This is a genomic window from Kitasatospora sp. NPDC051164 (assembly GCF_044455625.1).
In the GTDB taxonomy this organism is placed as follows: Bacteria; Actinomycetota; Actinomycetes; order Streptomycetales; family Streptomycetaceae; genus Kitasatospora.
Genome location: NZ_JBITFB010000025.1, coordinates 111,623 through 134,858, shown reverse-complemented (window position 1 = coordinate 134,858; position 23,236 = coordinate 111,623). Strand labels below are relative to the sequence as shown.

Genomic DNA, 23,236 nt, shown 5'->3' with positions numbered 1-23,236 from the left:
TGGTCCAGTCGCACGATCAAGAGGACGGTAGATCCGGATGAAGCCGCTGCACCGCCGCGCCGAGGACACCATCGATGAGCAGGACGCTCGGATGGAGCGCCCATCGCTGTACGGCGCACGGATGTGGCGCCAGGCGGGGCACCTGCTGCTCAACCTGCCGCTGGGCATCGTCGGCTTCGTCCTCGCCGTGGTCACGCTCTCGGTCGGCCTGGGGCTGTCCGTCACCGTGGTCGGCCTGCCGCTGCTGGCCGCCGGGCTGGCCGCCCAGCGTTCCCTGGGCGCCCTGGGCCGGCGCCGGGCGCGGACGGCGTACGGCTCCGCGATCGACGAGCCGGAGCCGGTGCAGCCGCGCCGCCCGGGCGTGGTCGGCTACACCATCGCGCACGTCACCGACCTGCTGAACTGGCGCACCGCGCTCTACAACGTGCTGATGCTGCCCTGGGGCATCCTCAGCTTCACCCTGACCCTGGTCTCGGTCCTGGTGCTGTGGCCGGTGCTGCCCTGGGTGATCCGCGGCATGGCCGCGATCGACCGGATCCTGATCGAGTCGCTGCTCTTCCCGGGCGCCCTGGCCGAGCGGGTGCGCGAGCTGGAGGACGACCGCGGCACAGTGGTCGACACCGCCGCCGCCGACCTGCGCCGGATCGAGCGCGACCTGCACGACGGGGCCCAGGCCCGGCTGGTGGCGCTGGCGATGGATCTCGGCATGGCCAAGGAGCGGCTGCGCGAGGTGGAGTCCGAGGAGGACGTGGTGGCCGCCACGCGGATGGTCGACAACGCGCACGGCGAGGTGAAGCTGGCCTTGCAGGAGCTGCGGGACCTGGCCCGCGGCATCCACCCGGCGGTGCTCACCGACCGCGGTCTGGACGCCGCGCTGTCCGCGGTCGCGGCCCGCTGCACCGTCCCCGGCGGGGTCAAGGTGAACGTCGACCTGACCGGCCGGGACGGTGAGCCGGAGCGCCCGGACTCGGCGGTCGAGGGCATCGCCTACTTCACCGTCAGCGAGCTGCTGACCAATGTCTCCAAGCACGCCGGAGCCCGCACCGCCTCGGTCGACGTCTGGCGCTCGGACCACCAGCTGATGGTGCTGGTCCAGGACGACGGCAAGGGCGGCGCGGCCCCGTACCCGGGCAGCGGTCTGGCGGGGCTGGCCGAGCGGGTCCGCGCGGTGGACGGGGTCTTCCTGGTGGAGAGCCCGAAGGACGGCCCGACCTCCGTCACCGTCGAGCTGCCCTGGCACACCCGCACTGCCCGCCGCTGACCCCACCGCTGACTGTCCGGACAAGCGCCGGGCCCCCGTCGAGGCAGTGACGGGGGCCCGGCGCCGGTCCGGTACGGCGGGCGGGCCGCGGAACCCTTGCGCGGCGTGCGGCCCGGCGGCGCCGTACCGGGGTTACGGGGTTGCCAGCTGGCCGAGGGTGACGTCGGCGGTCTGGGTGTTGCCGTCCCGGGTGTAGGTGACGGTGACCTTGCTGCCGGGGGTGAGCGAGGCGAGTGTGGTGGTGAGCGCGTTCAGGGAGTCGACCGGGGTGTCGCCGATCTTGGTGATGACGTCCCCGGCCTGCAGCCCCGCCGAGGCGGCCGCGCCGCCCGGGCTGACCGCAACGATCACCGCGCCGGCCGGCTGGAACTGCTGGTTGAAGCTGGTCCGGGCGGTGATGCCGAGCGCGGCCCGGCCGGAGTTGGTGACCTTGCCCTGCTTGATCAGCTGGTCGGTGATGTTGGTGATGGTGGACGCCGGGATGGCGAAGCCGATGCCGGGGGCGGCCGCGCCGTTGGCCTCGGGTTCGGTCGCGGCGAGCGTGTTGATGCCGATCACCTGGCTGTCCAGGTTGACCAGCGCGCCGCCGCTGTTGCCCGGGTTGATCGCGGCCGAGGTCTGCACCATGTTGCCGATGGTGGCGCCCGGCGAGCTGCCCCCCTGGGGCTCGGAGACGGTCCGTCCGGTGGCCGAGACGATGCCCTGGGTGACGCTGCTGGAGAGCCCGAGCGGGCTGCCCATGGCGAGGGTGATCTGGCCGAGCTCGACCTTGCCGGAGTCGCCGAAGGTCGCGGGCTTGAGGCCGCTCGGCGGGCTGGCCAGCCGGATCACCGCGAGGTCGGAGTCGGGGTAGCTGGCGACCAGGCTCGCGTCCAGCGACTTGCTGGTGTTGGCGAGAGTCACGGTGAAGGTGGTCGCGGTACCGACCACGTGGGCGTTGGTGACGATGTCGCCCTTGTTGTCGTAGACGATCCCGGAGCCGAGGCTGTCGCCGGTGGTGATCTGCACCACCGAGGGCAGCACGTCGGCGATCACCTTCTGGTACGCGTCCTGCAGCTGGTTCCCGCTCGACGTGGGGGGCGAGGAGGCCTGCTTGGTGCCGGATCCGGACGCGCCGGACGCGGGCGAGGACGACGAGGAGGAGGCGGAGGAGGACGAGCCGCTGCTACACCCGGCCAGGGCCAGCGCGGCGGTCACCGCGACCGGTGCCAGCAGCCGCGCCTGCGCCGTCCTGGGCCCGGTGGGCCGGGGCCCGGTCGGCCGGGGGCGGGTGTGTTCCTGCTTACGGCTCACCTGGCTGCCTCCGATTCGTCACCACGCCGAGGGCGCGGGCATGAGAGCACGGAAATCTTTGTCAGCATTTCACCGGTTTATCCGGTTCACTGGCCGGACTCGCCCGGAAAGCCGACCTAAACCGAACACCTAGGATTCGCCGCATGACTTGGTTGATCACCGGCGGTGCCGGATACATCGGCGGGCACGTCGTCCGCCAGCTGCTCGACGCCGGTGAGCGCGTCGTGGTCCTGGACGACCTGAGCACCGGCGACGCGTCCCGCCTCCCGGCCGGGGTCCCCCTGGTCGAGGGCTCCACCCTGGACCGCGCCGTCCTTGACGCCGCGATCCGCGAGCACGGCGTCCAGGGCGTCCTGCACTTCGCCGCCAAGAAGCAGGTCGGCGAGTCGGTCGAGCAGCCGTTCCTGTACTACCGCGAGAACGTGATCGGCCTGCAGACCGTCCTGGAGGCCGCCGCCGAGGGCGGGGTCAAGCGCTTCCTGTTCTCCTCCTCCGCCGCGGTCTACGGCATGCCGGACGTCGACCTGGTCACCGAGTCCACCCCCTGCGCCCCGATGAGCCCGTACGGCGAGACCAAGCTCGCCGGCGAGTGGCTGGTCGCCGCGGCCGGGAAGGCCCACGGCATGTCCACCGTGGCCCTGCGCTACTTCAACGTGGCCGGCGCCGCCTCCCCCGAGCTCTCCGACGCCGGGGTGTTCAACCTGATCCCGATGGTCTTCGAGCGGCTCACCGCCGGCGAGGCCCCGCGGATCTTCGGCGCCGACTACCCGACGCCGGACGGCACCTGCGTGCGCGACTTCATCCACGTCTCCGACATCGCCTCGGCCCACGTGGCGGCCGCCAAGCGGCTGGCCGCGGACCCGGCCGGGACCACCACGCTGGTGCTCAACATCGGCCGCGGCGAGGGCGTCAGCGTCCAGGAGATGCTGGCGGTGATCGGCGAGGTCACCGGCTACGACACCACCGCCGAGGTGACGCCGCGCCGCCCCGGCGACCCCGCCCGGGTGGTGGCCTCCGCCGACCTGATCCACCGCGAGCTGGGCTGGAGCGCGCGCCACGGCGTGGCGGAGATGGTCGCCTCCGCGTGGGACGGCTGGTGCGGCCGCCACCCCGAGGCGCGCAAGGCCTGACGGCACCCGGGTCCGACGGCCCGGTGGGGCGGCGGGGCCGGTGCCCCGCCGCCGGCCCGCCCCAGCCGGCCCACCCCAGCGGGCGGGCACGGCTCAGCGGGCAGGCACCGCCGTGCCGTAGAAGGCGTCCAGCGCGTACACGCAGCGGTCCTTGGAGCCGACGAAGACCCGGCCGCCGACCGCCACCGGTGAGCCGGTGAGCTCGCCCTTGGTGCCGAGTTCCCAGCGCAGCTGACCGCTCGCCAGGTCCAGGGTGTGCAGCGAGTGGTCCCGGCTGCCCAGGTGCACCAGCCCGTCGGCCACCGCCGGGGAGCCGACGATCTCGCCGCGCGCGGTGTAGCGCCAGCGCTCCCGGCCGGTCGCCGCCTCGAAGGCGTACAGCACCTCGCCGCTGCCGACCAGCACCATGCCGTCCCCGACGACCACCGGCTCGGCGCCCTGGCGGCTGCCGGTGACCCCGCGCCAGCGGTCCAGGCCGGTGGCCGCGTCCAGCGCGTAGACGGTGCCCAGGTAGTCGGCCACGTAGACGGCGTCGGCGTCCAGGGCGGGCGGGGTGAACAGCACCACCGGGGCCTCGAAGCGCCAGCGCTCGACCCCGCTGGCCGCGTCCAGCGCGTACACCCGGGTGCCGGCCGTGACGTACAGCACGCCGCCGCGCTCGACCGGGTGCGAGGGCACGTCCTCGCCGACCTGGAAGGACCAGCGCAGGCCCGCGCCGCGCGGGTCGACGCAGCGCAGCCGTCCGGCGCCGTAGTAGTAGGCCGCGCCGCCCAGCAGGACCGGGCCGGACTGCGGGTTCTCGTAGTCCTGCTGGGCGTCGTCGGCGCGCCACAGTTCGGCGCCGTTGGCCGCCGAGCGCAGCTGGACGCCGCCGCCCCTGATGCCGCAGCAGAGCACGCCGTCGGCGGCGGAGAGCGAGTAGACCCAGCCGTCCAGCGAGGTGCGCCAGCGCTCGGTGCCGTCCGCGGCGTCCACGGTGTACAGGTGCGGGCCGTCCGCGGCGTGCGCCCGGCCGGCGTCCACCGCGAGCGCCCAGGCGACGTCGCGGGTCTTGTAGCGGCGCTCGCCGGAGCCAATGTCCAGCGCGTGCACCTCGAAGCTGGAGACGAAGAGCATGCCGTCGGCGACCACCGGGGTACCCCAGACGTCGTTGGACATCCGGAACCGCCAGGGGCGCCAGCGGGCGGCCGGGGCCGGCGGGGTGGGGGCCTGGACCGGCTGCGGCGGCGCGGTGGGGGCCGCCCGGCGGACCCAGTCGGTCGCGGCCGGGGCGGTGTTCGGACCGGGCTGCTCGTGCTCGGCCCGCGGCCCCGGGCCTATCCGTACCGAGGCGCCGGACAGCTGCACCTCGACGGCGCCGCCGCCGGTCGGCGCGCGGTGCTTGTTCGGGGAGGCGATCTTCGCGGTCGGGATCTCGGCGTCGGAGGCCTGGCCCGGCCGCGGCGCGGTGTGCACCGGCCCGGCCGGCGGCTGCCCGTGCCGGACGCCCGGGTCGGTGCGCGGGTCGGCGGCCCCGTGGGACTGCGGCGGGAGCAGCGGCGGCGGGGGCGTGTACGACGGCGCAGGCGCCTGCGGCGCCTGCGGCGGCTCGGCCTGGACCGGCCGGGGCGGGGCCGGCTGGCGACGGCCGCGCTTGCGCTCGATCAGCTCCAGCGCGTTGGCCGGCAGCCAGTCCCCGGCCTCGCCGGAGGCGTCGTCCCGGGAGAAGAGGTGCGGGGCCAGTTCGGCCTGGATCTGCGCCGGCGTGGGCCGGTGCTCGGCCGCCTGCTGCATGCAGGCCCGGACCAGGTCCATCAGCTCGGGCGGCATGCCGGTCAGGTCCGGCTCCTCGCGCAGCAGCTGGAACACCGTCTCGACCGGGTTGGAGCCGCGGAAGGGCGGGTGCCCGGTGGCGCAGAAGACCATCAGCGAGCCGAGCGAGAAGACGTCGCTGGCGCCCCGGACGGTCCGGCTGTCCCGGGCCTGCTCGGGGGACATGTAGGCGGGGGTGCCCACCGCGACGTTGGTCATGGTGAGCCGGGTGCTGGAGACCCCGGCCGCGATGCCGAAGTCGATCACCTTCGGGCCGTCCTCGACCACCAGGACGTTGGAGGGCTTGAGGTCGCGGTGGATCAGCCCGGCCGCGTGGATGGACTGCAGGGCCTCCGCGATGCCGGCGACCAGCCAGCGGGTCGCGTCCACCGGCAGCGGGCCGCAGTCCTCGACCAGGTCCTCGAGCGAGGGCGCCGGGATGTACGCCGTGGCGAGCCAGGGCACCCGGGCGTCCGCGTCGGCGTCCACCACGGCCGCCGTGTAGAAACCGCCGACCGTCTTGGCGGCCGCGATCTCCCGCGCGAAGCGAACCCGGAACAGCTCGTCCTCGGCCAGCTCCCCCCGGACGGTCTTGATGGCCACTCGTCGCCCGGACGCGGACCGCGCCAGGTAGACCAGCCCCATCCCACCCGCGCCGAGCCGCCCCAGCACCTCGAAGGGCCCGATCCTCCTCGGATCGTGCGCCGTCAGCTGGTCCACTCCGCTGCCACCTCCCCGTTGTCCGCACCCGCCGCGTGGTGCCGGACCCGATTCTCCAACGCCGCCCGGCGCATCTCCAACCTCCCCCGCCCGGAGAGCACCGCCGGGCACCCCCGCCGCCGGGAACGGAACGGCTGGATTCTGACGCCCGCTCCGGCTGCGGCTTGCACCCGGAGCTCCGGACCGTCCACTTCGGGACGACTCCGGACCCCCCACCAATCGTCACTTTCTGTCACCCGACCACCCCTCAGCGGACTCGCCGTCACGCTGTGAGATCAAAAGCACACGGGGGGGCTTCAACAGGGGCTTCGAGGCCCCGTGAATATCCGTCCGAAGTGGTTGATGCCGCTATACCAACCCCCGTGCGGAGTAATAGTCGCATCACCGAATCGCGCCAAGATCGTGCCACGGTAAGCTGACGGCATGACAGGACAAGTTCGCACCGTCGACGGTCGCGTCGCCGGGCGACGCGGACAGGAGACGCGGCAGAAGCTGCTCGACTGCCTCCGCGAGATGCTCAGCACGTCGCCCTATCGGGACGTCAAGGTCATCGACGTCGCCCGTATGGCGGGTACCTCCCCCGCGACCTTCTACCAGTACTTCCCGGATGTCGAGGGCGCAGTCCTCGAAATCGCCGAGGAAATGGCCAAGGACGCCGACACCCTCAAAGAGCTGGTGGCCGGAAAGTCCTGGGCAGGGAAGTCCGGACCGACCACTTCGGAAGAACTGGTCGACGGATTCCTCGCCTTCTGGCGCAAGAACGACGCCATTCTCCGAGTGGTCACGCTCGGTGCCGCCGAAGGGGACAAGCGGTTCTTCAAGATCCGCATGACCGTCCTCAACGCGGTCGCCAAGCCGCTCGCAGAGGCCGTCAAGGAACTCCAGGCGAAGGGTCAGGCCGACAAGTCGCTCGACCCGAACGCCGTCGCCGGGGCCCTGGTCTCGCTGCTCGCTTCGGCGGCCGAGCACCAGAAGGCCTTCACCTCCTGGGGCGTCAAGGTCAAGGACCTCAAGCCCAACCTCGCTCCCCTGGTGTACCTGGGCGTCACCGGCAAGAAGCCGCCCAAGTAGACCGACCAACCGACCCACCATCCGCTCCGCGCGCAGCCCCGGCCTCCTGTCCGGGGAACGACGGACGGCGGCCGTGTCCTCGGGGGAGGTCCGCCGACGTACCGCACGCGCGCCAGACATGCCGGTGGGCGGGCACCCCCTCGTACGGGGTGCCCGCCCACCGGCATTCGTCGTTCGGGCAGCTTTCAGGCCCTCAGCGGAGCCTTCACGCCCTCAGTGGAGCTTTCGGGCCCTCACGGGCAGCGCACGACCTGGCCGGCGTACGCCAGGCCGCCGCCGAAGCCGAAGAGCAGGACCGGGTCGCCGGGCGAGAGCTCGCCGCGCTCGACCAGCTTGGAGAAGGCCAGCGGGATGGAGGCGGCCGAGGTGTTCCCGGAGTCGACCACGTCCCGGGCCACCACCGCGTCGCCGAGGCCCAGCTTGCGGGCGATGGCGTCGATGATCCGCAGGTTGGCCTGGTGCGGGACGAAGCCCTTCAGCTCGGCCGGGTCGATCCCGGCCCGCTCGCAGGCCTGCCGGGCGAGCGGGGCGAGCTGGGTGGTGGCCCAGCGGAAGACCGACTGGCCTTGCTGGCTGATCACCGGGTCCCAGCCGGTGATCACCACGGCGTCGCCCTTCTCCGGCTCGGAGCCCCAGACCACCGGCCCGATACCGGGCTCGGCGCCCTCCTCCTGGGCCTCGACCACCGCGGCACCCGCGCCGTCGCCGAAGATCACGCAGGTGGAGCGGTCGGTCCAGTCGAGCGTGTCGGACATCCGCTCGGCGCCGATCACCAGCGCGCGGCGGGACGCGCCGGCCCGGATCGCGTGGTCGGCGGTGGCCAGGGCGTACGAGAAGCCGGAGCAGACCGTGTTGATGTCGTACGCGGCGGGCGAGCGCACGCCCAGCCGGGCGGCCACCGCGGCGGCGGTGTTGGGACTGCGCTCGATCGCGGTGCAGGTGGCGACGACGACGAGGTCGATCTCCTCAGCCGTCCGGCCGCTGTTGGCGAGCGCCTTCTGGGCGGCCTCGGCGGCGAGGTCGACCAGGGTCTCGCCTTCGGCGATGTGCCGGGTGCGGATGCCCACCCGGCTGCGGATCCACTCGTCGTCGGTGGCGACGAGCGCCGCCAGGTCGTCGTTGGTGAGGACCTTGGGGGGCTGGTAGTGCCCGAGTGCCACAATGCGAGAACCGCTCATGCTGCCATGGAACCGGGTTACCCGCTGGTCAGCGGGGCACGACCGGCGACAGGATCCGCACCGGCGATCTGTAGGGGATCAACAACGGCCGTTGGGGCGCTTGGGGTCGCGCGTGTGCCGAGGTCGCGCGTGCCGAGGTCAGGCGGCCAGCGTCGCCGTGTCCCCCATCACGATGACCGGGTGGGCGGCGGGGTCCAGGGTTCGTATCAGCTCGGCCATCTTGTCCTCGGGGATCGACACGCAGCCGTGGGTGGGGCCGTCGTGGTCCACGTGGAGCCAGATGCCGCCGCCCTTCTTGGAGCCCATCGGGCGGCGCATGTCGAGCGGAGTGCTGCCGGCGACGCGGTTGTAGTTGATCGCGACCACGTAGTCGAAGGAGCCGGCCAGCTGGTCGCCGAAGAAGCCCGTGCCGGAGACCACGAAGCTCGGGTCCTTGTCGTACGGGATCTTGCTGCCCGGGTCGTCCTTGCGGCCGCCCGCGTCGGTGAGGCTGAAGACGCCGATCGGGCTGCGCAGGTCGCCCTCGTTGTGGTCGGCGGTCCAGCCGTTCTTGCCGTTGTGGCCCTGCCAGGTATCGCCGGCCAGCCAGCGGCCCTCGGGGGTGCGGGTCCAGAGGACGACGGTGTTCTTGTCGGTGTTCTTGTCCGTGCCGGAGGCGACCAGGACCTGGGCGGTCTCGGGGGGGATCTTCGCGGTGAACGTGGCACCGAGGCCGGGTATCGCGGCCACCGAGGCGTCCGGGCGGGCCTGGCTGCGGCCGGCGGCCTGGGGGGCGGCCTGCCGGTCGGAGGCGGCCTGGACGGCCGCGGGGGCCGGGGCGGGCTGGTCGGGCTTGCTGACGCCGTCGGGGCCGGGGCCGTCGGCGGCGGTGAGGCCGGGCTTGGCCTCGTCCTGGCCGACGGTGTACCAGCCGGCGGCGGCCGCGACCAGCAGGGCGGTGCCGGCCATCACGGCCTTGCCGTGACGTTTCTGCTTCGCCTTGCGCCGTCGGCCCCGGTTGGCCGCCCGGCCGCCCGCGACGGGCGTGGCCGCGACGGGGGTGGCAGCGGGCACGACGGGGGCGAGGGGCTCGGGGGTCGGCTCGTAGGCGGCGGGCTCCGACGCGGGGACGGCCGGTTCCGGCGCGGGCTCGTACGACGGGAACGGCTGGTCGTACGCCTCGAAGTACCCGTCAGGGGCCGGCTCGTACGACTGCTCGTACGACTGCTGGTGCGGCTGGTCGTAGGGCTGCTGGTCGTAGGGCTGCTGGTCGTAGGGCTGCTGACAAGGCTGCTCGTACGGCTGGTACACGCCGTAGCCGTACTCCTGCCCGGCGGGCTCCTGGTACGGCTGCTGCGCCGGCTCCTGGTAGGGCTGCTGAACCGGCTGCGCGTACGGCTGGTACGTGCCGTACGGCGCCTCGTGCGACTGCTGCGGCACCCCGTACACCGGCTCTTGCATCGGCTCGTACGGTGGGTACTCGGTGGCGCGATGGGAACCGGACATGCGGTCGATCCTGCCAAACGTCCTACCCGTTGGTAAACCCGGGTCGCGTGCGGAGGCCGTGAAGGCACCGCCGCCCGGGCCGGAGTGCGGCCCGGGCGGCGGGAGAGTGCGCTGGTCGGAGGGCAGGTCAGAGGCGCATCGCCTGCGGGGTCTCACGGCGCGTCAGGTCCGGGCCCTCGTACTCGCGGATGATCTCGTAGCGGGTGTTGCGCTCGACCGGGCGGAAGCCGGCGTCGCGGATCAGGCCGAGCAGGTCGTCGCGGCCGAGCTTGTTCGGGGTGCCGAAGTTGTCCGCGTCGTGGGTGATCTTGTACTCGACGACCGAGCCGTCCATGTCGTCCGCGCCGTGGCTGAGCGCCAGCTGGGCGGTGGTGACGCCGTGCATCACCCAGAAGACCTTGACGTGCGGGACGTTGTCGAAGAGCAGCCGGGAGACCGCGAAGGTCTTCAGCGCCTCGGCGCCGGTGGCCATCTCGGTGCGGGCCATCAGCTTGTTGCGCACGACGCCGTCCTTGGAGTCGTGGAAGTCGTGCTGGTAGCGCAGCGGGATGAAGACCTGGAAGCCGCCGGTCTCGTCCTGCAGCTCGCGCAGCCGCAGCACGTGGTCCACCCGGTGACGGGGCTCCTCGATGTGGCCGTACAGCATGGTGGCCGGCGTCTTGAGGCCCTTGCTGTGCGCGAGGCGGTGGATCCGAGACCAGTCCTCCCAGTGGGTGTCGTGGTCGACGATGTGCTGGCGGACCTCCCAGTCGAAGATCTCCGCGCCGCCGCCGGTCAGCGACTCCAGGCCGGCGTCGATCAGCTCGTCCAGGATCTCGTCGGCGGACAGGCCGCTGATCTTCTCGAACCAGTGGATCTCGGTGGCGGTGAAGGCCTTCAGCGAGACGGTCGGCAGGGCCGCCTTCAGCTCCCGCAGCGAGCGCGGGTAGTAGCGCCACGGCAGGGTCGGGTGCAGACCGTTGACGATGTGCAGCTCGGTGAGGGAGTCGACCTCCATCGCCTTGGCGAGGCGGACGGCCTCCTCGATGCGCATCGTGTAGGCGTCCTTCTCGCCCGGCTTGCGCTGGAACGAGCAGTACGCGCAGGACGCGTTGCACACGTTGGTCATGTTGAGGTGGCGGTTGACGTTGAAGTGGACGACGTCGCCGTTCTTCCGCGTCCGCACGTGGTGGGCCAGACCACCCAGCCAGGCCAGGTCGTCGCTCTCGTAGAGCGCGATCCCGTCCTCGCGGGTCAGCCGCTCACCCGCGTAGACCTTCGCCTCCAGCTCGCGCTTGAGCCCTGCGTCCATGCGGTGACCCGCCTCCTCCGACTTCGATTCCTTGCCGGAACGAGCGTACGCCTATGCGGAGAGCAGCTCGGCGAGCAGTGCGGGTTCGATGTTCCCGCCGCTGACCACGGCCGCCACCGACTGGCCCCCGGTCTCGGCGGCGCGGTGGAAGTACGCGGCCGGGGCGACCGCCCCGGAGGGCTCGGCGACCAGCCGGCCGCGGCGGGCCAGCAGGGCGACGGTGGCCCGGATCTCGTCCTCGGTGACGGTGACGATGTCGTCCACGTAGGCGGTGATGTGCTCGTACGGCAGCACGCCGACGGACGGGGTGCGCAGGCCGTCCGCGATGGTGCGGTAGGTGTCGGCGACCGGCCAGGAGAGCCGGCGCCCGGCCCGCAGGCTGGCCTGGGCGTCGGCCGCCAGCTCGGGCTCCACGCCGATCACCCGGATGCCCGGGCGGGTGAGCTTGAGCGCGGCCGCCGTCCCGCCGATCAGCCCGCCGCCGCTGACCGGCACCAGGACGGTGTCCAGCTCCGCCGGGGCGTCCTCGGCGATCTCCAGACCGACCGTGCCCTGGCCCGCGATGATGAACGGGTCGTCGTACGGCGGCACCCAGACGTAGCCGTGCTTCTCGGCGAGCTCGCCGGGCAGGGTGTCCCGGTCCGCCGGGGACACCAGCACCACCTCGGCGCCGAACCCCCGGGTGGCCTCCACCTTCACCGCCGGCGACGTGTCCGGCATCACGATCACGGCCTTGATGCCGAGCAGCTGCGCCGCGTACGCCACCGCCTGCGCGTGGTTGCCGCTGGACTGGGCGACCACGCCGCGGGCCCGCTCGTCCGCCGTCAGCGCGGCCAGCCGGTTGTAGGCGCCGCGGGTCTTGAAGGCCCCGGTCGGCTGGAGGTTCTCCGGCTTCAGCCAGAGCCGCCGCTCCCCCTCGGCCGCCCAAGGGGCGGGAACCAGCGGGGTGCGCACGGCGACCCCCGCGATCCGCTGCCGAGCTGCGCGCAGCTCCTCCAGACCGACCAGTGCCATGCGTCACTCTCCTACAGGAGGAAGTTCACTCACCCGGTTTTCCCACTTCGTGGAGAGTACGACGGTGGTGCGGGTCCGGGCCACGCCCTTGGTGCCCGAGATCCGCTTCACCACCGACTCCAGGCCGGCCACGTCGGCCACCCGGACCTTGAGCATGTAGGAGTCGTCGCCGGCGATGAACCAGCAGTCCTCGACCTCGTTGAGGTCCTTCAGCCGGAACGCCACGTCCTCGTGGTCCGCCGCGTCCGTGAGCTGAAGGCCGATCAGGGCCGTGACGCCGAAACCGAGCGAGGCCGGGTTGACCGTCGCGCGGTACCCCGTGATGACCCCGGCCTGCTCCAGGCGGTTGATCCGGTCCGTGACGCTCGGGCCGGAGAGTCCGACCAACCGGCCCAGCTCGGCGTAGGACGCACGGCCGTTCTCCCGGAGCGCCTGGATGAGCTGTCTGTCCACCGTGTCCATATACCGTCCGCGTCCTTCCGAACCTCTCCAGACCCACAGATCATTATCCGGATTCAAAGGCGCCGTGCGCCGACCGACCCGGATATCGCAGAGAAGATACTCTCCCGCCCTCGGTCTCCTTACTCCCCCTCAGCCGAAGCGCCCCCATTCCCGTCCGCTCGGCGGGCGGCCGCGCCCAACTCGCCCTCCCAGCGCAGGTACAGGGAATGCGGCACGCCGACGGCGTCCAACACCCGTCCGGCCACGAAATCCACGAGTTCGCGCACGGTGGAGCCGCCGGCGTAAAAACCGGGCGAAGCGGGCAGGACGACCGCGCCCTGCGCGTCGAGCTCCACCAGGTGCTTCAACGTCACCCCGTTGAGTGGCGTCTCGCGCAGGCACACGACGAGCGGGCGGCGCTCCTTGAGGGTGACACTGGCGACCCGCTGCAGCAGGTCCTTGCTCAGGCCCAGCGCGATCCCGGCGACCGCGCCGGTGGTCGCGGGCACCACCAGCATGCCCTTGGCCGGGTACGAGCCGCTGGACGGGCCGGCCGCGAAGTCCCCGGCGGGCCAGTAGCGGACGTCGTCCAGGCCGTCCTCGGGGCCCTCCACGCCCAGCCAGGCGGCCAGGTCGGCGCGCCAGTGGGCGTCCCGGAAGGAGATGCCGGTCTCGTCCAGGATCGTCAGCCGGGCGGCCCGGCTGACGATCAGGTCCACCGCCTCACCGGCCGCCAGCAACCCCCGGATCACCGAGGCCGCGTACGGCGTCCCCGACGCGCCCGAGACCCCGACCACCCACGGCTGACGCTTCGCATGTCCCATGGGGCATTTCTATCCGGCTTCACCCGGCGGAGCCGCATCCGCGGTCGCCCCTGGAAGGATGGGGGCATGGCAGCGACCCTCGTCGACCTCACCCATCAGGTGACCACCGCGATGCCGGTCTACCCCGGCGATCCGGCCGTCCTGCTGGAGCCCGCACTCACCACCGCCACCGCCGGGGTGAACGTGCTGGCCCTGCACCTCGGCTCGCAGTCCGGGACCCACGTGGACGCGCCGTACCACGTGGACGTCACCTGGCCGACCCTGGACGGCCTGCCGCTGGAGCGGTTCACCGGGCCCGCCGTACTCGCCGACCTGCGCGGGCTGGAGCCCCGGACGGCCGTCACCCCCGACCTGCTGGCGCCCGCGCTGGAACGGGCCGCGGACTCCGGCGAGGGCACCGTCCTGCTGCTGGCCACCGGCTGGGCCCGGCACTGGGGCACCGACGCCTACCTCGCCCACCCCAGCCTGACCCCGGCCGCCGCCGAGGCGATCGTGGCCGCCGGGGTGCGGACGGTCGGGGTGGACGCGCTCAGCGTCGACCCGACGCCCGACCCGGGCCCCGGGGACCCCGCGGTGGCCGCCCTGCTGGCCGACCTCACCGACGAGCACGACCAGGACACCGCCGCCGAACCGTCGCTCGCCGCGCACCGGGTGCTGCTGGGGGCGCCCGGCGGCGGGGTGATCGCCGAGAACCTGACCGACCTGCGGGCGCTGCTGGAGGCGCAGGAGGCCGGCCGGCCGGTGGCGGTCTCGCTGTTCCCGCTGCGGCTGGTCGCGGCGGACGGCGCCCCGGTTCGGGCGGTGGCCCGGCTGGGCTGAGCCGCAGCCGGTCGCCGCCGCGTGCACCTCACTTGGTCTAGACCATCTCCCGGGGGCGCCGGTACGCTGTCCGCCCATGGCTGAGATCATCGGAGTGATCGAGCGACTCTGGCGCTACCCCGTGAAATCCACCGGCGGCGAGCGGCTCGACTCCGTCCAGGTGGACGAGCGCGGCCTGGCCGGCGACCGCCTCTACGCCGTCCGCGACGCGACCGGGAAGCTCGGCTCCGGCAAGAACACCCGCCGCTTCCGCCGAATGGACGGCCTGCTCCGCCTCTCCGCCCGCCTCGGCCATCGGATCGACGGGCCCGAACTGTTCGACCCGCTCGGCCGCCCGGTCGACCGGCCGACCGCCTTCCTGCGCGCCTACCTCCAACGCGAGGACGTCGAACTCGCCCGCGAGGACGCCGTCTCGCACTTCGACCGGCTGCCGGTCAGCATGCTCAGCACCGCCACCCTGGACTGGGTGCGCGAGACCGTCCCCTTCGCCGCCGTCGACGAACGCCGCTTCCGGCCCAACATCGTGCTGCGCACCCCGCCCGGCACCCCGCCCTTCGTCGAGGACGCCTGGCTCGGCCGCCAGGCCCACGGCGGGGCCCCGGACAGCGCCCGGCTCGCCTTCGTCACCTCCAGCGAACGCTGCCCGATGACCGGCGCCCCGCAGCCGGGACTGCCGCACGCACCCGAGATCCTCAAGGCCGTCGTGCACGCCCACGACGGCCGCCTCGACGCCCTCGCCGAGGTCGCCGCCCCGGGCCGACTCCGCGTGGGCGATCGACTGACACTGAACTGATGGACCGTCAACTCGTGCTGCGCGGCGGGCCGATCAGGCAGAAGGGGTGCCCGGCGGGGTCGGCGTAGATGCGCCAGCGGCCGGCGTCGTGGAGGTGGGTGGCACCGAGGGCGAGGATGTCGCGGTGGGCGGCCGCCAGGTCCTCGACGTCGATGTCGAGGTGGGCCTGGGCGGGGTGCTCCGGGTCGGGCCAGCGCGGCGGGCGGTGGTCGGCGACGCCCTGGAAGCAGAGCACCGCGCCGCCGTCGAGGTGCAGGGTGGACCAGTCCGTGCCCAGCGACCAGCGCGGGTCCGGGCGGTCCACCTCGCCGCCGAGCAGGGCGGCGTAGAAGCGGGCGAGGATCGCCGGGTCCGGGCAGTCGAGCACGAGGCACTGCAGTTTGCCGATCACGGTTCTCCTCGGGTCTGGTTGCGGCCCTCGGATTCTGCCCCGGGGAGGGCGACCGCCCGCAGGTAGGAGTCGGCGAAGAGGTCGATGGACTCCGCCGGCGAGTCATGCAGCGCCTGCAGCGGGTACTGCACCGCGTGATGTTCGAGCCCGTCCTCACCGGCCGCCGGGTCGGCCCGCCCACCCAACTGGTGCTGCTCGCCCGCTACGTCCCCGGCTTCCCGCTGCTGCTGTCCCGCATGGTCGCCTTCGACCCGCTGCCCGAGCACGCCCCGGCCTTCGCCCGGCGACCGGCGGCGTGAGCCGGCGGGCCGCCGGGAATGACCGATGGCATGACGATCCCTCACCGCTCGACCGGCACCGGCGACCACCACGTCCTGGTCCTGCACGACTGGTTCGGCACCAGCGCGGGCTGGGGCCCGTTCGTCGACTACCTCGACGGCGGCGCCTTCAGCTACGCCTTCCTCGACTACCGGGGCTACGGCGAACGCAAGGACGTCCCCGGCGACTACACGCTCGCCGAGATCGCCGCCGACGCGCTCGCCCTCGCCGACCAGCTCGGCTGGGACCGCTTCTCGGTGGTCGGCCACTCGATGGGCGGCAAGGCTGCCCAGCAGGTGCTCGCCGAAGCCCCGCTGCGGGTCCGCAAACTGGTCGGCCTGGCCCCGGTGCCCGCGGGGGCCTACCCGCTGGACGAGGCCGGCGAGGCGCTGTTCTACGGCGCCGCCGAGGACCGGGAGAAGCGGCTCACGATCCTCGACTTCGTCACCGGCCGACGAGCCGGCCGGGTCTGGCTCGACCGCATGGTCGACCAGTCCCTGTACCTGTCCACGCCCGAGGCCTTCGGCGGCTACGCCCGCGACTGGACCACCGCCGACCTCGAGCACCGGATCAGCGGCCACCCCGTCCCGGTCAAGGTGATCGTCGGCGAACACGACCTCGCCCTCACCGCCGACGTCATGCGCGGCACCTGGCTCAGCCACTACCCCAACGCCGAGTTGGAGGAGCTCGGCGGCACCGGCCACTACCCGATGTACGAGGCACCGGTGGCCCTGGCCGCCTCCCTGGAGGGCTTCCTGCACAACTGAGGCCCCGGCTGCGCAGCGCAGGAAGTCGGCGGGGCCGACTTCCTGCGCAACGGCCCCCTAGCTCTCTGGCGGCACCCCGCCAAGGCGCAGGGCAGCCACCGACTGGCTCAGCCCCGACTTCTCAAGCCGGCCCAGTATGTCGTCGAGGGTCTGTGGCGGATTGCGCCGGCCCAACGCGATCTCCTGGACACACGAGTAGACGACTCGATCGTCCAGACCGAGGAGGTCCATCACGAAGTCATCGGCGCTCTTCCGCTCGATGTCGAAGGAGCCGAGGTAGTCGGAGGGAAAGTCCTTCCGGTTGTTCGTGACGATGACCTGGGCGCCCGCCCTGATGGCCGCAGCCAAGACGTGTCGATCGTCGGGATCGGGGAGCTCAAGGCCTTCGATCAGTGGCTCGAACCCGGTGATGAGGCAGTCACGGACCGCCCGGTTCATGAGTTCCCGACGCCGCTGGAGCTTCTCCGCAGGGATCTGGAAGTCTTGATGAGGTTGCGATCCACCTCATCAAGGATGGCATCCGTCCATCGCGCGCGCACCAGCCCCCTGAGCGAGACACGTACGAGGAGATCCCGAAGGGCGTTCGGGTACAGCACACACGCGTCATAGATGACGACGAAGGCCATGTCAGAGCAGTCCCAGCTCCTGGTCCATGGCCATGAGCTCGTCTGCCGAATCCTTCCGGGCCGCGTCATCCTCGCGGAGGTACTGGCGGAGGTCATCGACACGAATGCGGCGGTGCCGTCCCACGAGCCGGTAAGGGATCTTCTCGGACTCCAGCAGCCCGATGAGGTACGGGCGGGAGACATTCAGCAGGTCGGCGGCTTGCTGAGTGGTCAGCTCGGCATCAACCGGGATGATCTGCACGCCCTGCCCGTTGGCAAGGGCCGCCAACATCGATGCGAACATCTCAGCGACCGGCCGAGGAAGCACCAGTGCCTCGTCCTGCGCTCCGGTTTCGAGGTACACCTGGATGTCTTCGGTGCTCTGAGCTGTACGAGAGAGATAGTCGTTGATCCGGCCGAGGGCACGCCGAGCATCACCTGCGTCGACAATGCCCGGTTCGATCTTCCTGCCTGTGACGGTTCCCATGGCATCCCTCCACTGTCCTACTCGAAGTATTCGCAATAAACGAAGCAAACGCAACCGCTCTTCGGGCTCCGCCTCGAATCCCCACCCCGTGAGGCGGGGATCCACCCAGTCGACCCGAGAGCCCCGATCGGCCCTGCGAGAGTCGCAGCCCGCAGCCCTCAGCAGGCGGGGCGCAGGGTGAGTCTGCGGGCGGCGAGGAGGGCGGTGCGGGCGATGGCGGCACCGGTGCGGGCGGTGGCCGGGTCGGGGACGGGCCGTCGGGGGACGAGGCCGGCGCAGGGGCGGCAGATGCCCGGGCTGGGCACGGGGGCGCGGCACTCGCGGCATTCGGTGCGCGGGGGCGGGGCCGCGGCCGGACGGCCGGGTGGGGGCAGTTTGCGCTCCAGGCGACTGCGGAGGATGCCGACCGGGGAGTGCACGGGCTGCGGGAGGCCGGGGACGAGGGCCTCGGTGAGGTCGGCCTCGGTGGCGCCGCGCGCCAGCCACTCGGCGACGAGGGGTGCGAGGGCGAGGGCCTCGCGCTCGCCGAGGCGCAGGCGGGGCTCTCGGCGGATGACCCGGTAGAGCGCGGCCACCGCCTCCTGGACCTGCGGGTCGGGCGGTGGCGTCAACTCCTCGGCGGGGAGGGTGGGTACTTCTTCCGGGTTCTTTACGGGAGGAGTGTCAGGTGGACCGGAGTCCGGCTCACCGGCTTCCGGAGGGGGGTCGCTCGGTGGCGCGTCGAACCAGGGTTTGTCGAAGACGTGCGACTCGGAGCGGAGCGTGCCGTCGGGCAGCCGGACCGTGTCGACGCGGTAGTACCCGGCATCCGCCAGCTCCTTGAGCGCCCGGCGGACGGCGGTGCGGCCGATCCCCAGCGTGGTGTCCGCGATCTGCCGCGCGTCCTCGCGCCAGCCGTCGGGGCGGGACAGGAGGTCCTGGAGGATGACCCGGGCGTTGACCGTGAGGAAGCTGCGTCCCTGGACGATCTCGTTCGGAAGAACGGTGAAGCTGCGCGTCCGGACGCTACGATGAATGTGCATGGGGAGTGCTGCTCCTGATGCCGGGCCCCGGGGTGTTCCAGCACCGCCGGGGTCAACTCTTTTCTGCGTACGCCACGGAACGTAACACGTCGATCGCGCCCCGTGTTAACCGGATTGACGAATAGTCAGCGCTCGAAGCGCCAGGGGGCGCACGGGATTTGGGCGCGCGCCGGGTAGACGATGGCGCATGGACTCTGGACCCGTACGCATGGGGTGTCTCATGTTCCTCGCTTACGTTCGATACATGACAGATAAGCGAGTTGACGACACGTCGCCCGTGCTGGTGGTCGGCGCCTCCGGGACGGTCGGACGGCACGTCGGGCTGCAGCTCGTGGCCGCCGGGGTGCGGGCGCGGACCCTGACACAGCGGGCCCTGCTCGACCCGACGTCCCTGGAGGCGGCAGCGCAGGGCGTCGGCGCGGTCCTGCTGGGGTGGCCGTTCCCGACCACGGAGGGGGCGGCGGAGGCCGTCGGGGTGCTCGCCCGGGAGGTCGGGCGGGTGGTGTTCCTGTCACCGGCCGTCCCCGGCCGACCGGACGGCACGATCGAGACGCTGCTCGCCGGGAGCGGGGTACGGCACACCGTGCTGCGGGCGCACGGCTTCGCCACCGCGCTGCAGTGGTCGGAGGAGATCAGGGCCGACGGTGCGGTGCGGGGCTACGGCGGTACGGCCGGGCTGAACCCCGTGGACGAGCGGGACATCGCGGCCGTCGCCGTCCGGGCCCTGGTCGAGGACGGCCACGACGGCGCCCGGTACGTCCTCACCGGCCCCGACTCGCCCACGCAGGCGGAACAGGTGAGCATCATCGGCAAGGCCGCAGGCCGCCCGGCACGCTGGCAGGAGATCCCCCGCGAAGCCGCCCGCCACCGCATGCTCTGCACCGGTCGGCCCCCGGCCATCGCCGACGGCGCACTGGATTTCATCCACGCCCGCATCACCGCCCCCGAGCCGGTGACGACAACCGTCCAGGACCTCACCGGCCACCCGGCCCGCAGCTTCCACACCTGGGCAACGGACCACGCCGCCCTGTTCCGCTGAACGCGGCGGGACGTCACGCAGGCCGCAGCCTTCGCCGGCGTCACGGTGAAGACCATCCGGGCTGGGGGGAGCCGCACTCATCCTCGACCGGTACGTCGAGTTCGGCGGTGACGGCGGTGCGGAGCGCGTCGTGTGTGGGGCCGAGGGCGTGCTGCGGGTCCTGCCAGTGCGTGGGCGGGTAGAGCCACACCGGGCGCTGGACGAGGTGGGCGGGCTCCCAGTCGTAGCGGGGCCAGACGTGGGCGTGCAGGAACGGGTCCTTGTTGCCCAGGATTTCGAGGTTGACCCGGCGGAAGGCCGGATCGGCGGCGCGGCACGCCCGTTCGACGGCCTCGCCGAGGCGGTCGAGGTCGGCGAGGTACGCGAGGCGGCGTGGGCGGGGCAGGTCGCTGAGACGTTCCGCGCCCGGCGTATCGGTCAGCAGGACCGAGTAGCCGGGCAGGAACTGGACGTCTCCGATGACGGCGAAGCCGGCGTCCAAGCGCCGCAGCACGGTGGGGTTCTCGCCCCGGAGCGCACTGCCGATGCGGTCGGCGCGCCAGTCGGCCGCCCGTAGCTCGACGCCTTGCGCATCATCTCGAAGCAAGGATCAGATTCCGAGGCCGCGAATGATCAGGTCCAGCAGGGCGAAGACGAACAGCGAGATGCCCACGAACCCGTTGGTCTGGAAGAACGCCCGGTTGAGCTTCGACAGGTCGTTCGGCTTGACGATGGTGTGCTCGTACAGGAAGGCGCCCGCGACGACCACGAGGCCGACCCAGAACGCCACTCCGGCGTCCGTCAACAGCGCGAACCAGCCCAACAGAAGCGTTGTCAGGACGTGGCACACCCGCGCGCCCCGGATCGCCGCCGGGATGCCGAAGCGGGCCGGTACGGACCGCACGTCTCCCTGCCGGTCGGATTCGACGTCCTGGCAGGCGTAGATGAGGTCGAAGCCGCCGATCCAGATGCCGACGGCCACGCCGAGGACGACGGCCTCCCAGGACCACGTGCCCGTCACCGCGAGCCAGGCGCCGACCGGCCCCATGGCCTGGGCGAGGCCGAGGATCGCCTGGGGGAAGTCGGTGAACCGCTTGCCGTACGGGTAGACGACCATCGGCACGACGGCGACCGGGGCGAGGGCCAGGCAGAGCGGGTTGAGCATGGCGGCCGCGCCGAGGAAGACCACCAGCGCGACGGCGGACCCGGCGTACGCGGTCTTCAACGACACTGCGCCGGTGACGAGTTCGCGCGAGGCGGTGCGCGGGTTGCGGGCGTCGATCTCGCGGTCGATGATCCGGTTGGCGGCCATGGCGAAGGTCCGCAGCCCGACCATGCACACGGTGACGACGAACAGCTGCCCCCAGTGCACCCGCTTGTCAGCGAGGAACATGGCCGTCAGTGCGGCGATGTACGCGAAGGGCAGGGCGAAGACCGAGTGCTCGATCATCACCAACCGCAGGAACGCCTTCGTACGCCCCGGGGTTTCGACAGCGGCCGTGCTCACAGCCCGTACTCCTTCCAGCGACGCGAGACCAGCGCGGCGGTGGCCGGGTCCGAGGAGACCATCTCCGGCCAGCCTCCGTCGCGGGTGTAGCCCTCTTCGGGCAGTTTGCGGGTCGCGTCGATGCCGGCCTTGCCGCCCCAGAACTGCTGGTAGGAGGCGTGGTCGAGGTGGTCGACCGGGCCTTCGACGACGGTGAGGTCCCGGCTGTAGTCGACGTTGCCGAAGGCCCGCCAGGCGACTTCCTGGTAGTCGTGCACGTCGCAGTCGGCGTCCACCACGATGATCAGCTTGGTCAGCGACATCATGTGGGCGCCCCAGATCGCGTGCATCGTCTTCTGGGCGTGCTTGGGGTACTTCTTGTCGATCGAGACGATCACGCAGTTGTGGAAGCCGCCGGCCTCGGGCAGGTCGTAGTCGACGATGTCCGGGATGATGATCTTCAGCAGCGGCAGGAAGAACCGTTCGGTGAACTTGCCCAGCGGGCCGTCCTCCGTCGGGGGGCGGCCGACCACGATGGACTGCAGGATCGGGCGGCGGCGCATCGTCACGCAGTCGATCGTGAGCGCCGGGAACGGCTCCTGCGGGGTGTAGAAGCCGGTGTGGTCGCCGAACGGGCCCTCGGGCAGCATCTCGCCGGGCTCCAGCCAGCCTTCCAGCACGACCTCGGCGTCGGCGGGCACCTGCAACGGGACGGTCTTGCAGTCGACCATCCGGACCCGCTCGCCCGCGATGAAGCCGGCGAAGAGGTACTCGTCGATGTCGCCCGGCAGTGGCGCGGTGGCCGCGTAGGTGACGGCCGGCGGGCAGCCGAAGGCGATCGCGACCGGGAGGCGCTCCCCCCGACGGGCGGCCACCGCGTAGTGGTTGCGGCTGTCCTTGTGGATCTGCCAGTGCATGCCGATGGTGCGGCGGTCGTGCCGCTGGAGCCGGTAGAGGCCCAGGTTGCGGATGCCGCTGTCCGGGTCCTTGGTGTGGGTGAGGCCCAGGTTGAAGAAGGAGCCGCCGTCCAGCGGCCAGGTGAAGAGGGCGGGCAGCTCGTCCAGGTTGACGTCGTCGCCGGTGAGGACGACTTCCTGCACCGGGGCGTCGCCGGACTTCACGTTCCGGGGCGGGACGTGCGCCATGGAGGCGAGCTTGCCGAAGGCGTCACGGAAGCCGGTGAAGCCTTGCGGCAGTTCGGGCTTGAGCAGGCCGGCGATCTTCTCGGAGATGTCGTCGGGGCCCTTGAGGCCGAGCGCCTTGGCCAGGCGCTGCTCGGTGCCGAAGACGTTCATCGCGAGCGGCATCGACGAGCCCTTGACGTTCTCGAAGAGCAGCGCGGGGCCCTTGGCCTTCTGCACGCGGTCGACGATCTCGCCGATCTCCAGGTGGGGATCCACCTCCGCCTTGATGCGCTTGAGGTCGCCTTCGCGGTCGAGGGCCCGGAGAAACGAGCGGAGATCGTCGTATGCCATGCCTGTCAGTATCCGCCACCAGATAGCCTGGCTTGCGTCAAGGGCCCCGGGAAGGCGCCCGCCAATGCCGCCCGCTGGGGGGAGCTCGCAGCCATGTTGCGGATTCTGCTGACCATCGTCCTTCCGCTCGCGCTCTGGGTGTGGGCGTTCGTCGACTGTCTGACGACGCCCGAGGACGAGGTGAGGCATCTGCCGAAGGTGGTCTGGGTGCTGATCGTGCTGCTCTTCCCGCCGCTCGGCCCGATCGCCTGGCTGATCGCCGGCAAGCAGCGCTTCCTGCGGGCCGCGACCGCCGACGGCTACCCGGGGTACCCGGCCGCCGGCGGCCCGGGGCGGCCCGCCGCGCGTGGCGGGCGTCCGCTCGCGCCGGACGACGACCCGGAGTTCCTCGCCTCGTTGAAGAAGAGCGACAAGGATCACGAGTCCATGCTCAAGGAATGGGAGGCCGATCTGCGCCGCCGGGAGCGGGAGCTGCGCGACCGGGACGAGCCGGAGGACGGCCGAAAGAGCTGATCACGGGGGTTCTCACGATCCCTCCAACGGCCCACCCGGGCGG

General features: G+C 72.0%; 25 protein-coding genes. 9 read left to right on the top strand and 16 right to left on the bottom strand.

The window, feature by feature from the left end:
• The first annotated feature begins 91 nt into the window (after window positions 1-91).
• The gene (locus tag ACIBEC_RS32645) at window positions 92-1,261 is read left to right on the top strand and encodes a sensor domain-containing protein (protein WP_360496067.1); all 1,170 of its coding nucleotides are present in this window, start codon (window positions 92-94) and stop codon (window positions 1,259-1,261) included.
• A 132-nt stretch (window positions 1,262-1,393) separates the two neighbouring features.
• On the opposite strand, the gene ACIBEC_RS32640 is transcribed toward ACIBEC_RS32645, so the two are convergent.
• Window positions 1,394-2,554 carry a S1C family serine protease gene (locus tag ACIBEC_RS32640; RefSeq protein ID WP_396289544.1) on the bottom strand — a complete coding sequence of 387 codons (1,161 nt, stop codon included), beginning with the start codon at window positions 2,552-2,554 and terminating at the stop codon, window positions 1,394-1,396.
• Between the two features lie 143 nt (window positions 2,555-2,697).
• Between ACIBEC_RS32640 and galE the strand changes: the two genes are divergently transcribed.
• Window positions 2,698-3,684: a UDP-glucose 4-epimerase GalE gene (gene galE, locus ACIBEC_RS32635; RefSeq protein WP_360495500.1), complete on the top strand. Its 987-nt coding sequence runs from the start codon at window positions 2,698-2,700 to the stop codon at window positions 3,682-3,684.
• Window positions 3,685-3,777: 93 nt separating this feature from the next.
• Here galE and ACIBEC_RS32630 read toward each other — a convergent pair whose 3' ends face one another.
• Window positions 3,778-6,195 carry a serine/threonine-protein kinase gene (locus ACIBEC_RS32630; RefSeq protein ID WP_360495503.1) on the bottom strand — a complete coding sequence of 806 codons (2,418 nt, stop codon included), beginning with the start codon at window positions 6,193-6,195 and terminating at the stop codon, window positions 3,778-3,780.
• A 423-nt stretch (window positions 6,196-6,618) separates the two neighbouring features.
• Here ACIBEC_RS32630 and ACIBEC_RS32625 point away from each other — a divergent pair, with 423 nt between their 5' ends.
• The gene (locus tag ACIBEC_RS32625; RefSeq protein ID WP_030055725.1) at window positions 6,619-7,266 is read left to right on the top strand and encodes a TetR family transcriptional regulator; all 648 of its coding nucleotides are present in this window, start codon (window positions 6,619-6,621) and stop codon (window positions 7,264-7,266) included.
• Window positions 7,267-7,499: 233 nt separating this feature from the next.
• Here the strand turns inward: ACIBEC_RS32625 and ACIBEC_RS32620 are convergent, their stop codons facing one another.
• From ACIBEC_RS32620 to ACIBEC_RS32595, 6 genes are all read right to left on the bottom strand, one after another.
• The gene (locus ACIBEC_RS32620) at window positions 7,500-8,444 is read right to left on the bottom strand and encodes a beta-ketoacyl-ACP synthase III (RefSeq protein ID WP_360495506.1); all 945 of its coding nucleotides are present in this window, start codon (window positions 8,442-8,444) and stop codon (window positions 7,500-7,502) included.
• Between the two features lie 138 nt (window positions 8,445-8,582).
• The gene (locus ACIBEC_RS32615; protein ID WP_360495509.1) at window positions 8,583-9,929 is read right to left on the bottom strand and encodes a L,D-transpeptidase family protein; all 1,347 of its coding nucleotides are present in this window, start codon (window positions 9,927-9,929) and stop codon (window positions 8,583-8,585) included.
• A 127-nt stretch (window positions 9,930-10,056) separates the two neighbouring features.
• Entirely contained in the window at window positions 10,057-11,220 is a 1,164-nt protein-coding gene (mqnE, locus tag ACIBEC_RS32610) for an aminofutalosine synthase MqnE (RefSeq protein ID WP_360495512.1), read from the bottom strand.
• A 51-nt stretch (window positions 11,221-11,271) separates the two neighbouring features.
• Window positions 11,272-12,234, bottom strand: coding sequence for a threonine/serine dehydratase (locus ACIBEC_RS32605; RefSeq protein WP_360495515.1), 963 nt, complete (start codon window positions 12,232-12,234; stop codon window positions 11,272-11,274).
• 3 nt (window positions 12,235-12,237) lie between these two features.
• Window positions 12,238-12,696 (bottom strand): Lrp/AsnC family transcriptional regulator, encoded by a 459-nt coding sequence (locus ACIBEC_RS32600; protein ID WP_030055719.1) that lies wholly within the window; start codon window positions 12,694-12,696, stop codon window positions 12,238-12,240.
• Between the two features lie 119 nt (window positions 12,697-12,815).
• Window positions 12,816-13,499: a UbiX family flavin prenyltransferase gene (locus ACIBEC_RS32595; protein WP_360495518.1), complete on the bottom strand. Its 684-nt coding sequence runs from the start codon at window positions 13,497-13,499 to the stop codon at window positions 12,816-12,818.
• Between the two features lie 66 nt (window positions 13,500-13,565).
• On the opposite strand from ACIBEC_RS32595, the gene ACIBEC_RS32590 reads away from it, so the two are divergent.
• Both ACIBEC_RS32590 and ACIBEC_RS32585 read left to right on the top strand, forming a co-directional pair.
• Window positions 13,566-14,318, top strand: coding sequence for a cyclase family protein (locus ACIBEC_RS32590; protein WP_360495521.1), 753 nt, complete (start codon window positions 13,566-13,568; stop codon window positions 14,316-14,318).
• A gap of 76 nt (window positions 14,319-14,394) precedes the next feature.
• Window positions 14,395-15,111: an MOSC domain-containing protein gene (locus ACIBEC_RS32585; protein ID WP_360495524.1), complete on the top strand. Its 717-nt coding sequence runs from the start codon at window positions 14,395-14,397 to the stop codon at window positions 15,109-15,111.
• A gap of 7 nt (window positions 15,112-15,118) precedes the next feature.
• Here the strand turns inward: ACIBEC_RS32585 and ACIBEC_RS32580 are convergent, their stop codons facing one another.
• Together ACIBEC_RS32580 and ACIBEC_RS32575 are read right to left on the bottom strand one after the other, a co-directional pair.
• The gene (locus tag ACIBEC_RS32580) at window positions 15,119-15,502 is read right to left on the bottom strand and encodes a VOC family protein (protein ID WP_360495527.1); all 384 of its coding nucleotides are present in this window, start codon (window positions 15,500-15,502) and stop codon (window positions 15,119-15,121) included.
• Window positions 15,499-15,633, bottom strand: coding sequence for a hypothetical protein (locus tag ACIBEC_RS32575; protein ID WP_360495530.1), 135 nt, complete (start codon window positions 15,631-15,633; stop codon window positions 15,499-15,501). Before ACIBEC_RS32575 ends, ACIBEC_RS32580 begins: the two co-directional genes overlap by 4 nt.
• A 3-nt stretch (window positions 15,634-15,636) precedes the next feature.
• On the opposite strand from ACIBEC_RS32575, the gene ACIBEC_RS32570 reads away from it, so the two are divergent.
• A complete protein-coding gene (locus tag ACIBEC_RS32570; RefSeq protein WP_360495533.1) occupies window positions 15,637-15,801 on the top strand; it encodes a hypothetical protein in 165 nt (54 codons plus the stop codon).
• A 30-nt stretch (window positions 15,802-15,831) separates the two neighbouring features.
• Window positions 15,832-16,587 carry an alpha/beta hydrolase gene (locus ACIBEC_RS32565; protein ID WP_360495536.1) on the top strand — a complete coding sequence of 252 codons (756 nt, stop codon included), beginning with the start codon at window positions 15,832-15,834 and terminating at the stop codon, window positions 16,585-16,587.
• A gap of 57 nt (window positions 16,588-16,644) precedes the next feature.
• Here the strand turns inward: ACIBEC_RS32565 and ACIBEC_RS32560 are convergent, their stop codons facing one another.
• The 3 genes from ACIBEC_RS32560 to ACIBEC_RS32550 form a co-directional block, all read right to left on the bottom strand.
• Entirely contained in the window at window positions 16,645-17,025 is a 381-nt protein-coding gene (locus ACIBEC_RS32560; RefSeq protein WP_360495539.1) for a PIN domain-containing protein, read from the bottom strand.
• A 189-nt stretch (window positions 17,026-17,214) separates the two neighbouring features.
• On the bottom strand, window positions 17,215-17,679 hold the full coding sequence (locus ACIBEC_RS32555) for a helix-turn-helix domain-containing protein (protein ID WP_360495542.1): 465 nt from the start codon (window positions 17,677-17,679) through the stop codon (window positions 17,215-17,217).
• Between the two features lie 158 nt (window positions 17,680-17,837).
• Window positions 17,838-18,701 carry a hypothetical protein gene (locus ACIBEC_RS32550; protein ID WP_360495545.1) on the bottom strand — a complete coding sequence of 288 codons (864 nt, stop codon included), beginning with the start codon at window positions 18,699-18,701 and terminating at the stop codon, window positions 17,838-17,840.
• Window positions 18,702-18,945: 244 nt separating this feature from the next.
• Between ACIBEC_RS32550 and ACIBEC_RS32545 the strand changes: the two genes are divergently transcribed.
• Entirely contained in the window at window positions 18,946-19,740 is a 795-nt protein-coding gene (locus ACIBEC_RS32545) for a nucleoside-diphosphate sugar epimerase (protein WP_360495548.1), read from the top strand.
• 40 nt (window positions 19,741-19,780) lie between these two features.
• On the opposite strand, the gene ACIBEC_RS32540 is transcribed toward ACIBEC_RS32545, so the two are convergent.
• The 3 genes from ACIBEC_RS32540 to ACIBEC_RS32530 are packed head-to-tail and all read right to left on the bottom strand — an operon-like array spanning window position 19,781 to window position 22,680.
• Window positions 19,781-20,326, bottom strand: coding sequence for a diadenosine tetraphosphate hydrolase (locus tag ACIBEC_RS32540; RefSeq protein WP_360495551.1), 546 nt, complete (start codon window positions 20,324-20,326; stop codon window positions 19,781-19,783).
• A 3-nt stretch (window positions 20,327-20,329) separates the two neighbouring features.
• Window positions 20,330-21,226, bottom strand: a complete 897-nt coding sequence (gene mqnP / locus ACIBEC_RS32535) for a menaquinone biosynthesis prenyltransferase MqnP (protein ID WP_360495554.1) — start codon at window positions 21,224-21,226, stop codon at window positions 20,330-20,332.
• The gene (locus ACIBEC_RS32530; protein WP_360495557.1) at window positions 21,223-22,680 is read right to left on the bottom strand and encodes a menaquinone biosynthesis decarboxylase; all 1,458 of its coding nucleotides are present in this window, start codon (window positions 22,678-22,680) and stop codon (window positions 21,223-21,225) included. Before ACIBEC_RS32530 ends, mqnP begins: the two co-directional genes overlap by 4 nt.
• A gap of 93 nt (window positions 22,681-22,773) precedes the next feature.
• Here ACIBEC_RS32530 and ACIBEC_RS32525 point away from each other — a divergent pair, with 93 nt between their 5' ends.
• Window positions 22,774-23,193, top strand: a complete 420-nt coding sequence (locus ACIBEC_RS32525; protein WP_360495560.1) for a PLD nuclease N-terminal domain-containing protein — start codon at window positions 22,774-22,776, stop codon at window positions 23,191-23,193.
• Window positions 23,194-23,236 lie beyond the last annotated feature (43 nt).